Source organism: Nitrosospira multiformis (assembly GCF_003050865.1).
In the GTDB taxonomy this organism is placed as follows: Bacteria; Pseudomonadota; Gammaproteobacteria; order Burkholderiales; family Nitrosomonadaceae; genus Nitrosospira; species Nitrosospira multiformis_E.
In genome coordinates this window covers 62321-74263 of the sequence record NZ_QAOK01000008.1, presented here as the reverse complement: position 1 = coordinate 74263, position 11943 = coordinate 62321, and the positions used below count along the sequence as shown (strand labels likewise).

General features: G+C 55.6%; 12 protein-coding genes. 4 read left to right on the top strand and 8 right to left on the bottom strand.

Going from position 1 to position 11943, the window contains the following annotated elements:
• Positions 1 to 31: 31 nt before the first annotated feature.
• From C8R21_RS06115 to C8R21_RS06095, 5 genes are all read right to left on the bottom strand, one after another.
• Positions 32 to 739, bottom strand: a complete 708-nt coding sequence (locus C8R21_RS06115) for an N-formylglutamate amidohydrolase (protein ID WP_107761908.1) — start codon at positions 737 to 739, stop codon at positions 32 to 34.
• Positions 740 to 772: 33 nt separating this feature from the next.
• Positions 773 to 2011 (bottom strand): carboxylate-amine ligase, encoded by a 1239-nt coding sequence (locus tag C8R21_RS06110; RefSeq protein WP_107761907.1) that lies wholly within the window; start codon positions 2009 to 2011, stop codon positions 773 to 775.
• Complete coding sequence (locus C8R21_RS06105) at positions 2008 to 2724, bottom strand: C39 family peptidase (protein WP_107761906.1); 717 nt, start codon at positions 2722 to 2724, stop codon at positions 2008 to 2010. Before C8R21_RS06105 ends, C8R21_RS06110 begins: the two co-directional genes overlap by 4 nt.
• 352 nt (positions 2725 to 3076) lie before the next feature.
• Positions 3077 to 4705: a bifunctional aminoglycoside phosphotransferase/ATP-binding protein gene (locus tag C8R21_RS06100; protein WP_258192284.1), complete on the bottom strand. Its 1629-nt coding sequence runs from the start codon at positions 4703 to 4705 to the stop codon at positions 3077 to 3079.
• A gap of 68 nt (positions 4706 to 4773) precedes the next feature.
• Entirely contained in the window at positions 4774 to 5727 is a 954-nt protein-coding gene (locus C8R21_RS06095) for an acetyltransferase (RefSeq protein ID WP_107761904.1), read from the bottom strand.
• 152 nt (positions 5728 to 5879) lie between these two features.
• Between C8R21_RS06095 and C8R21_RS06090 the strand changes: the two genes are divergently transcribed.
• Positions 5880 to 6671, top strand: coding sequence for a dienelactone hydrolase family protein (locus tag C8R21_RS06090; RefSeq protein ID WP_107761903.1), 792 nt, complete (start codon positions 5880 to 5882; stop codon positions 6669 to 6671).
• A gap of 287 nt (positions 6672 to 6958) precedes the next feature.
• Here C8R21_RS06090 and C8R21_RS06085 read toward each other — a convergent pair whose 3' ends face one another.
• Positions 6959 to 7261: a putative quinol monooxygenase gene (locus C8R21_RS06085; protein WP_074973698.1), complete on the bottom strand. Its 303-nt coding sequence runs from the start codon at positions 7259 to 7261 to the stop codon at positions 6959 to 6961.
• A gap of 101 nt (positions 7262 to 7362) precedes the next feature.
• Between C8R21_RS06085 and C8R21_RS06080 the strand changes: the two genes are divergently transcribed.
• The 3 genes from C8R21_RS06080 (at position 7363) to C8R21_RS06070 (ending at position 9501) form a co-directional block, all read left to right on the top strand.
• Complete coding sequence (locus tag C8R21_RS06080; RefSeq protein WP_107761902.1) at positions 7363 to 8370, top strand: GlxA family transcriptional regulator; 1008 nt, start codon at positions 7363 to 7365, stop codon at positions 8368 to 8370.
• A gap of 196 nt (positions 8371 to 8566) precedes the next feature.
• Positions 8567 to 9025 carry a type II RES/Xre toxin-antitoxin system antitoxin gene (gene parS, locus C8R21_RS06075; RefSeq protein ID WP_107761947.1) on the top strand — a complete coding sequence of 153 codons (459 nt, stop codon included), beginning with the start codon at positions 8567 to 8569 and terminating at the stop codon, positions 9023 to 9025.
• Positions 9022 to 9501: an RES family NAD+ phosphorylase gene (locus C8R21_RS06070; protein WP_258192283.1), complete on the top strand. Its 480-nt coding sequence runs from the start codon at positions 9022 to 9024 to the stop codon at positions 9499 to 9501. Before parS ends, C8R21_RS06070 begins: the two co-directional genes overlap by 4 nt.
• Positions 9502 to 9546: 45 nt before the next feature.
• On the opposite strand, the gene C8R21_RS06065 is transcribed toward C8R21_RS06070, so the two are convergent.
• The gene (locus tag C8R21_RS06065) at positions 9547 to 9990 is read right to left on the bottom strand and encodes a hypothetical protein (protein WP_107761900.1); all 444 of its coding nucleotides are present in this window, start codon (positions 9988 to 9990) and stop codon (positions 9547 to 9549) included.
• The gene (locus C8R21_RS06060) at positions 9987 to 11687 is read right to left on the bottom strand and encodes a tyrosinase family protein (protein WP_107761899.1); all 1701 of its coding nucleotides are present in this window, start codon (positions 11685 to 11687) and stop codon (positions 9987 to 9989) included. Before C8R21_RS06060 ends, C8R21_RS06065 begins: the two co-directional genes overlap by 4 nt.
• Between the last annotated feature and the right edge of the window lie 256 nt (positions 11688 to 11943).

The window sequence follows — 11943 nt, the reverse complement described above, 5'->3', positions numbered from 1 at the left end:
CGAGGATACCTTCAGAGGAGTATGGGTCGGCTCATGCAACTGCCTCGTTGAGTGTGCCAGCCAGCAGGCTGCGTAATGCATGCCATCGCCAGCCACCCTTGAGAATATGTTTCTGGTTGACCTCCAGTTCGATTCCGACGTAAGCATTGGCAGGAAACCGGCGGCGCAGGTAGGTGGGGAAACCATTTACCGATCCGGTGTAGGGATAGTTGCGGCGTACCCTTAAATCGGGCACGTGCGCGGCAAGGTACGCCCGCCAGCGGTTGCACAGCTCTTGCTCAAGAGGGCGTGAGGGATCGTAAAGCAGTCCGATATCGGTATTGCGAACCTCTCCATTCAATTCGGGAGTGAAGCTGTGTGAGGAGATGTGGATTACCCTCAGGCCGGAGCGAATGGCATCCGCGATGTTCGCTTCTACCGAAGTGCGATAGGGCAAGTAGTGGTTCTTCAGGATCTCATGGCGGATAGCGGCAGGTGTGTGACGGGTCGCTTCCGAGTAAAGCCGGGGGTGACCGATCGAGCGGTTGAGGTCGATCAACAGGCGGCTTGTTGTGGCGGCGAACAATGGCGAGTGCAGTCTCATGGCAAGTTCTTTCGCCATGCTCAAAGCGCCGCTGTCATAGCCACGGTGGCTGTGCAACAAATGCTCATAGCCCTCAAACATCGGACGGTAGCGCAGTGGAATGCGGTTACCGCCATGTTCACAACTGATTAAAAAATGAATATTCGTCGCCTGCATTTCATTGAAATAATCATTGAAGTAATGCGCAACTTATTCCAGAAACATGCGGTCTTCGTCCAGGCAATCGCACAACTCGCGGTAGACGGTCTCCAGCCGCCTCCTGCTGAAGTCGGAACCGATCGCATTCAGGATGCGGCGCGCAAGCGGGCCCTCTCTTAAAATGGTTTGCAGCGCTTCCCGGCAGCTTTTTTCTTGCCTGGGTTCGACCGGCATCTCAGACTCGATGAGATGCCGCCACAGAACGCCAGCCGTGCAATCCGTACCCGGAAAACCCATCAGGCAAAGGTATTCCGCATCATCGATTACGGCTTGCTCTGCGTCACGGATACAGTCATGCATGATCCTGACTAATACTTCCGTGGCGATGGATTGCTGCTCGGCCAGCGGCGCGTAAGCTTCGCTGTAGAGCGCATGCACGATATTGATCGCAGCAGCGGCGATGGCAAAGTCAGCACTCGAGCATTCCTGGGTATCGATTACGCGAATCTCGATAGCGTTACGGTCAAAGCGGGGAACTTCCCCGCGCGCATTGAGCCACTCATGCTGTAGTATCCCTTCCGGATCGAGTGCTGCAATTTCGCGGTACATCGGCGCCAGAATTTTTGCTTCATAGGCGGCGGCACTGGAGATTGTTTCCGGGATTATCCGACCGATGGTCGAGGGTACCTTCAGTTGGTGCTCGCAGTAGTTTGCCATCCGGAAATCCAGGAAACCAGAGTAGTTGCCTTCGGCGATTGGCGAGCTTGCCGCTATCGACGGAAGAATGGGCAGCAACAGCCGCACCGCGGCGTGAAGCCGTGCAAATTCATTGTCGTTTGCGAAAGGCATGTTGAGGTGCATGCTTTGCAGGTTGGCCCAGCCGTGCCTTCTGCAGTCGAAGATACGGTCATAAGCCCGATAGATTTCCGACTGATCGTGCGGCCAGAGGCGGGTCTCCGTGCGGGGATTCATCCAGGGGTGCATGCCTGCCGGCATGAGCCGTGCGTTCATCGATTCGAGCACCTTGCTGATCCGCCGGATTTCGCCTTGAAACGCGAGAGACAGGGAGGAAATGTCTGGCTGCGGGTCGATGTTTTTCAGTTCGAGCAGATGCAGCACCAGCTCGTTCGACCATCCCAACTGGCCGTTCCTGGCCTCGGATGCAAACGCGCCCGTAAGTTTTCGCAGCAACTCGTCGGCGATGGGAACAACCGCAAGCGTCTTCCGGTCGACAATCATGTACTCCAGCTCGATGCCGTAACCCGCGAAAGCCGGCAATGCCGCCATCATGTTGTCTCACCCGATCCATCGCCTGTTCGGATGACGAGCAGATTGGCGTCATGTGTCACGATGCCCAGCAGCACCGAGCACAGCACCCGGTCTATGTTGCTCCAGTACTCCTGGGTCGGGCCGTATGGATCGGCGACCAGAACAGTCCGCTTCTCGCGGTCATAACCGGTGAGTACGACAAAATGTCCGGCCGGAAACCCCCGCACATCGTCCGGTGTGTCATTTGGCCCGTATTCCCGCGGCGCGCGGTAAAGGAAGGTGGAGCTCAGGCCGGTCAGGATGGGCAGGCCGCGACGTAAAAGACCGTGGATGAGGGATTGCGAGAGGTCTGTAAGACGCAATCGGCCGCCCAGACGTAGAAACTCCAGATAACCCTCGGTAGCCCGCCGCAATCTCGAGTCCGACTTGATCTCGCGCTGCCGTTGCAACCGTTCTGCAATATCCACACCTGATGTGAACCAGGTTGGATCGAAAACCTTCAGGTTATAAGTATAGATGGTGGCATGGAAACCGTTTCGCAACGCGTCACACCCTAAAAAGACAGCAAAGGTTCCTCCGCCGTCTTCAAGCTTGTGGGTCCGCTCAATGATGGTGTCCAGCAACTCCGTCTTGCCGAGATAGCTGTAGATGGCATGCAGGCACGTTGGGCCGCATGTCGTTTCGTCGGGTTGCGGCAGTGTTTTGACGGGTAAGCGCAGTGTTGTTCTGAGCACGGCAATAGTCGGCGAATGGGCGGCAAGCGCATGTCAAGACAGCATCGCTGTAGCGTAAAGAACATGGGAGAACATAGGAACATGGGGATCAGCCATGAGGCTGTCCCCCGGTCGGGCTTGTTCGAAGTTCCTCTATCAAGATTAGGTGATGTGTTGGAAGAAATCCAGTTCGTGGAGCACGCTCCTCAGGCTCCCTCTCCCCCGGGAAGAGGGATGGGAGGGGCGGTAGTCGAAGAATCGAGCAGTGCTCAACCCCGTAGCAGGCCGGGCTCTGCTCGGTCAATAGCCCTGCCGGGGCGAACAAGATCAACGAGAGCTGCCTGATTTGTTGAAACAACAGTAACAGTTGGAGTTATCTTCCATCCAGCAACCGCTCCAGTTTCTTCCAGGCGCTATCCTCGCTGCCAAAACCTTCTTTCTCATTGACGAACTCTACTGTGTAAGCCTGTTCCTGCGGCGCCAGCACTTCTTCTTTTTCCTGTAACAGTTTCAATACTCCCAGATCAGCCTCGGAGGCATCGTTTGATTCGCTTTGCCGTTTTACGATACGGCTTTGCATTATCTCGGATGACGCTTTCAGGGATGCAATCGCAAACGGGGCCGCTAGTTCATCCGCGAGCATTCGGAAATGCTCACGCTCTTCCCGTTTCAGAAAGGCGGCATCCACGATTACCGGAAAGCCCGCTGCCAGCAGTGCTCGGGCCAAATCATGGAGCCGCGCATAAGTTCGTGCTGTAGCCTCCGCATGGTAAATGCCGCCTGTATGGGAGCGGCTGTCTGCCAACGCGGCCAATCCGAATAAACGCTTGCGCTCCACATCCGAGCGTATGCGTATAGCTTGCAGTCGTTCCAGTGCTGCTTGCGAGAAAGTCGTTTTGCCCGACCCCGGCAAACCGTGGGTAATGATCAGGGCGGGACGCTGTTGTGCAAGGCATGCTGTGGCGAGATCAAGAAAACTACTGCAGGATGCCAGCGCGGCTGCCTTGTCCCGTTTGGAGAGATTGCTCTGACCGGCGCGAATGGCGCTAACCATCGCGCGCACTGCAGCGCGATAGGTGAGATAGAAAGGCAGCAAGGGCACGCCGCCATAATCACCCGTAGCTTCCAGATAGGCATTGAGGAAGCGATAGGCAAGTTCAGACCGCTGGCGATGCAGCAGGTCCATGACGGTAAAGGCGACTTCGTTCATTACATCGATCCAGCGTAGCGAGGGGCTGAATTCGATACAGTCGAAGGGAACGGATTGTCCGCGAATGAGCGCAATGTTGCCCAGATGCAGATCGCCGTGACATTCACGCACAAAACCCTCGGCAAGCCGCCGTTCCAGATGCTCCTTGCGTACGTCATACTCAGTCTCGATGGCCTGGCGCAATCCGGCCATCCGGGCTTCATTTTCAGTGCCAGCCAGCCCAGCCTGTAATTGCTTGAAAGCCTGCAATACTGTTGCCTGTGTCGCAGTGGCCGACCCAAGCCCGGCCGCAGGTTCAGCCGATGACAGACCATTATGAAAATGTGCGATCTTTGCCGCCAGGCTATCCATATGCTCCGGCAAAATCTTGCCGTGCTCGGCAAGCCTGTCCAGTTGTTGGGAGGCAGCGAAGCGGCGCATTTTCACTGCATATTCGATAGCCGGTTCAGCGCCGATTTCCGGCATTTCAGCCGTACCGCCGAGGGGAATGACACCCAGATAGAGTTGGGGTGCAAGACGCCGGTTGAGGCGTAATTCCTCTTCGCAATAATGGCGGCGTGATGACAAATCGGTAAAGTCGAGGAAGCCCAGATCGACTGACTTCTTTATTTTATAGGCATAGCGTCCCGCCAGCAGTACCCACGAAATGTGCGTCTCCATTACTTGCACACGTTTTGCCGGGTGAGGGTAGCGGCGAGGATCCAGCAAGGCAGTGATTAATCTGCCTTGAACGTCTCCATCAGCCTGCGGGATATCAGGCGGCCTCTTAGCTTGATTGATCGAATCTTTCATGACGATGATCGATAACCTGGCCGGCAGATTTGAGGGTAGAGGGTAGTGGCCAATATTAACCAGGCGTATTAGCCAAACTGCTCTGCGAACCGGGCAAGGAAGGTATCGAGCGCGTTTTCGGGCAAATTGTTGATTCCGCCGGCTGCCTTGCGTCCTCCCCCTGTTTCAAACTTCATGCAGAGCATGTCGGCACCCTCAGGGTTCGCCAATGGCGCTCGCACACTTACCTTGTAGCCACCCGCCCGATTGATCGTGATAACCGCATGAGCGCATGCCGGGTTGTCGTTCGCAAGTTTGTTTGCAAAAACACCGCTTACCCGCCTTGCCCATGCCGCATCCGGAAGGAGATAAGCAGAGTGACGCGGCTGCTGGAGCAGGGGGCGCAACGAGGAGGTCATGCGGATATCCTCCCCAAACCCTGCTGCAAGCTCCTTGAAGGCAACCGATTCAGCGATAAAATCGAATGGATCGGGGTAGGGCGCCATTGCCTCATACAGCGCAAGGGGATGAAAGTGTAAATCTTCCAGAGTCTCGCCGTAGCTGTTGTAATTAAGGCATTCACCCAGGTGCGCGAGTTTCTCTATCTGCGGTTGGACAAGTTCATTCTGTAGCGCGAGTCTATTGGCACTTTCGCTGATGTTATCCCCAAAGGCTGCGGCAATCGCCCAAAAACGGTATTTGCCTTCCAGATGCCGGTCGACCAGCAGGCTTGTGCATATCCCGGCAGATGTATCGATGTGCGTGGTCAAATCGGGATGGACAGGTATCTCCCCGGCATAATGATGGTCGAAATACTCGACAGCTACGCCGGCCTCCAGCAATTGCATGAGGGCAGCACGATTGCTGTTCAGAGAGATGTCGAGCACAGTGACCCGTTCGCCTGCGTGAGCCTTGACCCGCTCGAGCAGCCGGATATCGCGCTTTAACCCTGTCACCAATTCCGTTCGAACAGGATTGTCCAGCAGAAGCTGATGGACGGCACAAAGACCGTCTGCATCCCCATTAAAAACGTGATGATTCATATTGAATTTTCAATATCCCACAACTGGATAGCTCCATGATCCACTCACCCGGATTCCATTGTTCGTTATTTTTCGATTTGGGTGGTCCACAGGCCTCGACTATACTCACATCATCAATAAATTTAATCAACCCGCCGCACAATGAGTTCATCATGAAAAAAATCATCTCAGCCGCTGCATTGTTTTTCTTGAGTTCCCTGACCCAGGCTGCCATACAGGGGAAGGAAGTTACCTACACCGCCAATGGCACGGCACTCAAAGGTTACCTTGCATATGATGATGCAATAACACATAACCACCCCGCGGTGCTGGTGGTGCATGAATGGTGGGGTCTCGACGATTACGCGCGAAAACGCGCAAAGATGCTGGCGGAACTGGGCTACACCGCGCTGGCAGTCGACATGTACGGCGAGGGCAGACAGGCTCACCATCCGGATGAGGCCTCCAGATATTCGGGAGAACTGAAGAAAAATCTACCGTTGGCGAAAAAACGCTTTGAAGCTGCCCTGAATTTCCTGCAGAAGCAGGAGAATGTCGATCCGAAGAACATCGCGGCGCTGGGTTATTGTTTCGGCGGCAGCGTCGCCCTGGAAATGGCTCGCCAGGGCGAAGATTTGAAAGGTGTGGCCAGTTTTCATGGCGGTCTGGCGACCGAGCACCCTGCCCAAAGGGGCAAGGTGAAGGCGCAGATTATCTCTTTTACCGGCACGGCTGATCCCATGATACCCGCGGAGCAGGTAACGGCATTCAAGAGGGAAATGGAGAATGCCGGAGTAAACTACAAGGCGGTTACATTTCCAGGCGCCAAGCACAGTTTTACCAACCCCGAGGCCGATGACTACGGGCGCAAATTCAATTTGCCGCTCGCTTATGACGCGCAAGCTGACAAGGCCTCGTGGAGGGAGACGGAACGCTTCCTGGCCGAGGTATTCAAGGCAAGATGATGCGCCCCGGAGTATGCTGGTTTTTGTAGTCTCGAATGAGAGAGGGCTGGAAACAGCAAGTTGCAGGAATTATGTGGCAATCAGGATATTTCCGTACTTCAGATACAGGCAGGGCGACGCTGGCGCAGCCATTTATAAGTCCAGTCTTAACGCTGCTTGAAGGCCCAGGCGCTGATGAAGGAGTACAAAGGCTTTAACTGCAGAACCTGCCCTGCCTCCTTCCCAGCGTCCCAGCGGTGAACGCGCCCGCGTTCACCGCTTTCTTTTTATTTTTTCACTTTTCCAGTTCAGCTTGGGAGTTTGACGCCAAGGATATCCACATGCTCGATTTGCGGTGGCTCAGCCAGCAAATCGGCTGCATTTGCCATCAGTGCGGCAGCGATGGGACCGGACAAATGCGCTGATCTTCCAGCCTCGTCCGCAAATGCATCAAAAATACCAAAAGTCGATGGGCCGAGCCGCAGGGCAAACCAGATCGGTGTGGTGGTTTCCTGATTTGCCATTGAAAGTCCTTGCTTGAGAAAGCTTTCTACGTCCGCTTCCTTTCCCGGTTTGGCTTGTAACCGCACAAACAGCGCAACTGTTACCATCTTGATGTCCTTTCTCATGTTGAACAATAAGGCTCAGACTTTAAATATCAGGAGGATTTCTGCCAAGTGGCGATATTGACAATTTTGATATAATTTACGCCATGCATATTCATATTCTTGCGCTCGATCAGGTTTTTGACACTGGATTATCAACGCTCCTGGATACACTGAGTATCGCGAACGATCTCGCGGTTTCTGGCAACGTATTGACGCGATTTGACCTGACTATCGTGGGTATGCGCCGGAGTATTCGTACCAGTCAGGGATTTTCTGTACCGGTAGTGTCAGCGTCGCGATGCGGTCCTCCGGATGTGGTATTGATTCCCGCACTTGGGGCAAAAATGCCGGAAACGCTGCGGTTGGCGCTTGAGCGGCCGGATGTGTGCGAGGCGGGCGATCTTTTGCGACAGTGGTCCAGAGAGGAGGTTCTTATCGGCGCCGCCTGCACTGGAACCTTCGTTCTTGCCGATACTTTGCTTCTCAATGACCGAAGTGCTACCACATCATGGTGGCTTACCCCCTTGTTTCGTGAACGTTATCCCCGGGTGCGCCTGGAGGAATCGCGCATGGTGGTAAGCTCGCCTGGGTTGGTTACTGCGGGTGCTGCCCTGGCGCATATCGATCTGGCGCTTTGGCTTATACGCCAAAGCAGTCCCACACTCGCAGAAATGACAGCGCGTTATCTGTTGATAGAACCACGAGCGTCACAGGCAGTTTTTGCAATTCCTGATCACCTTGCACATACCGATCCACTGGTCCAGCGCTTCGAAAGCTGGGCTCGCCACAGGCTGGGTGAACGTTTCTCGCTGAGCGAAGCAGCCACTGCGACAGGTACAAGCGAGAGAACGCTTTCGCGTCGGCTAAAGGCTGTGCTGGGAAAATCTCCGCTTTCTTATTTTCAGGATCTTCGTATTGAGCGTGCTGTATATCTCCTGGGGACGAGCAACGACAATGTAGACGCGATTGCTGCCCAGGTCGGCTATGCAGATGGTGCAACCTTGCGCACCCTTCTTCGCCGCAGGGTCGGTCGAACGGTGAGCGAGCTTCGAACCAGAACCCGGGCGATTTCCAGTTCGTTCAAAGACTCTCAAGCGCAGAATATCGAGTGACCCCAAAGGTACCGCGAAAATAAGCCGTGCACGTTCGCAGACTGACCCTATGGCCGCCATTTGTAGTTCATCCGGGCGTATTGAAAACTCCTGCTTCGATCATCTTTGGGCTATAAAAGATTTAAATCGCCAATTTTGCATATATTGGACGCCATATGGCTTGCATTTTTCCCGATACCGCTTTATCATCATTTTTATGACATCTTTCTCCTCCTCAGTCGCCCGCAAGCCGTTTTCCGCCTCGAAGGTTCTGGGCGGCAAGCAGATACTCCACGCTGATCCACGTTCCGCGGTCGAGTGGATAGAGCTTGTGCGCAGGGGCATTCCCGCCCCGGCGATCGATGCAGTCTTGGGGCTTGTGGACCTGCGGCAGGGCGAACTCTCCCGCGCACTGGATATCCCGGAGCGCACGCTGGTGCGGCGAAAAAAAGAGGGAGTGCTCAACTGTGAGGAATCCGGCAAACTGCTGCGCCTGGCGCGGGTTGTTGAACGTGCCGGCGAGGTGTTTGAGGACGGATCCCTGGCGCTGGACTGGATCAAGTCCCCTAACGCCAGCCTGGGGGGGGCCACACCCCTGTCCATGCTGGATACTGATCTTGGCGCCGATTCAGTGATGACTATTCTTGGCCGGATCGAGCACGGTATTTTCACTTGAAGTTGACGGTGTGGCGTATCGTCACACACCGCTTCGCCGCTTCCGCATTTTCCGGTGAGGGTGCGCGGTTGTTCGGCGGCCGCTGGAATCGCAAGGGCGAGCCGGTAGTGTACACGGCGCAGAGCAGGTCACTCGCCTTTCTCGAAATGCTCGTCCAGGACGAGCCGCTGCGCGCCAATTATCTCCTGATTCCCGCGGAAATTCCTGGCGATATCCCCAGACTGGAAATCGATGCCGAACAGCTCTCTGAGAACTGGCGAACTCTCGAGAGCCGTAAAAACCTCGAGGAAATCGGCAGCCGATGGCTGCATGAGGCCAGATACTGCGTGCTGGATGTTCCCAGTGTTGTAATTCCCGCTGAGCGGAACCTGCTGCTCAACCCGGCACACCCCGATTTTCGCAGAATCCGGATAGGTCAACCGGAAAGCCTCAAGAGCGATCTGCGGCTGCTGCGGAATCTATCCGGAGCAAAGTGAATAAGGGATATTATCCGGTGCCTGGTCGATGCAGGAATAGCTGGGTCAGTCGTTGACCGGTACATAAACCAGATTGAGACTTTCCACCTCAACCGGCCATGGGGCGCGTGGTGGCTTGTCCGGTTCATCCACTTCCAGGTACAACTCTACGTGGTCATCCGAGACCGCGCTCGTGGGAAGAGGAATGGTGTAGGTTGCAGTTGCTGCTTCATGGCGTGGTGTCCCTGGTGCTCCGTACGGCGATATCGTGCCGAGCAGAGTTCCATCCGGCGCGGTGACGCGGATTTCCGCGCGTTTGGGAAGTGCGCGCGTACGTACTTCAACCCAGACCTTTTCATTGCCGGAAACCGGGCGCGGAAGCGTGAGTTCGATCACGCCCTGTTGCGTCTCCATCTGCGCAAAAGCGCCATTTCCCAGTATGGATGAGAATATCAGAACAGCAATTACCGTGGCGAAGCGTAGCTGCCTTCTGCATGTCGCCGCAGTCAATGCGCCTCCACAACAATGGAAAGTACCTCCGCCTTCGGTTCCGCGCCATGGCCATGTGTTGCCGTAAGTACTCCCGGTTTTACCATTCGCTCCGAAACAATCCGGATATTCAAGGCCCCGCTGGCTGTAAGCTGCGCGTTCTGCCGCATTGCCTCGATCGTGCCCGATAAAGGCACGGTAAAGGTAACCGGGGCCTGTATGGTGTGATGACCGAACATGGAGAGCGTGCCGACGTAGTGAGGACTTGATGGGTCCGTTCGACTGTTCCCATCATCCACCATCACGGCAAAATCATGATGGTGCGCCAGCGGCGGCAGCGCCAGGGTGATCTTTGCATACAATCGCGGCGCTTCCGCCTTTGCACGCAGGCCAAGCAGCGGAGACGGAAGTGTCACGATAGCGCTTGCCGCCTGCTCTCCACTCACCACGGAGCGGCTGATCTGGGCCCTGGTGCTCTCGGAGGGTACGGCTGTGCTCATCAGTGAGGCGAACATGGGAGGCGCAACCACCTCCTCGCCGGAGCCGGGCTCGTAATCGTAATTGAAATCCCCGATAGTCGCGTAGTCCCCGGCGGTTCTTTTCTTCACCGGCTTTCCCTTTGCATCGACAAAGAACAGAAACGGTTCTCTCGACCAGGCGTCGAAATCCACGCCTTCGGGCAGGGCAGGATATCCCCTCGCCAACTGCTTGCGGGTCCATACGTCCCAAAGCCGGTCGATATTCGCATGGTGCAGGAAAAAAAGCGGGTCGACAGGCGAAAGATTAGCCTGCATGAAGCCGCCGTTGTTGGTGGTGTTGCCTTTGGGATCGGTAAAGATGCCGCCGACGCAGTTGTGCACCCTGTTGTGCGGCTGTCCTTCCAGCACGCCAAATCCGGTGAGGGCGCTGTGACCAAGGGTCTTCGGGCTGGCAAACGTGAGGAAATCGCGGGGGGCCAGCGCGTCCAGCAATGTTTGCAGGGAGACGGCCTTCGTTGTTTTTCCATCGAGCTCCGGCTTTTCCCGGGTCGCGCCGCGCGCCTGTTTCAGATCGAAAAAAAAGCGGCCTCTCGGGTCATTGAGCATATCAAACCACAGATCCTCAGGGGAGCGGATTCCCCGGGCGAGGAGCTGACCATACTGCGTCTCATCGTCGAATTCACCATTCGGCCCACAAATGCGCTTCCAGTAATCCGCCTTGGCGATTACCCCGCGAAAGCGGTTCTGAAACTCGCGCGAATTTGCAATATAGGCCGGATGAGCGGGGGTGAGCACATCGTCGAACATGACAGCGGGCACGCGTGCCTGAAAGGGACTGTTGGGGTCCGTATTCTCTGTCCAATCCCAGTAAGGGAGGGCAAACTGTGGGTCGCCGCTGAGCTCACGGCAAATCTGCTCGAACCAGCCGATATAGCCGCGGTGCCAGACCAGAAACCACCAGTTCCCGTGCGGGCAATCCATCGTGTGAGTGAGCGCGATGCGATACCAGTTGCGCGGGTCCTCCGGCGGGAGCTTGAGCATCCTGGCGATAGCCCTCTTGTAGCTTTCGATGGCGCGCTTCGCCTCCGGATTCAGAACGTTCAAACGCCGATACTTCGCTTTCCCTTGCGCCTGGGCTCCGAAGGGCAGGGCAGAAGCGCCGATGGCGGCGGTGGTCGCCGCTGCGGCTTTCAGGAATGTACGCCGGGACATGGTGGATGAGAGTAATTTTGGCTGCATGGATTAAGCCTTGTTTATGGTTATTGATTCTGGATAAAGTTGAACGGATAAAGTCAGATGAATAAAGCTTGACGGGATGGCGAGCACAGGCACGCAATTTCCCGGAGACGCGAAGCGACGGGAGGTTAAAAGAAACTTTCCAAAAGAACCTTTCTTTCAGTTATATGCTTCAGCCCATGCCTCGTCCGGCTCAGGCATTTGACATGGCCGCAAAGAATCAGGATTAGATAACCAAATGGAAGTCAGGAGTAGCTGT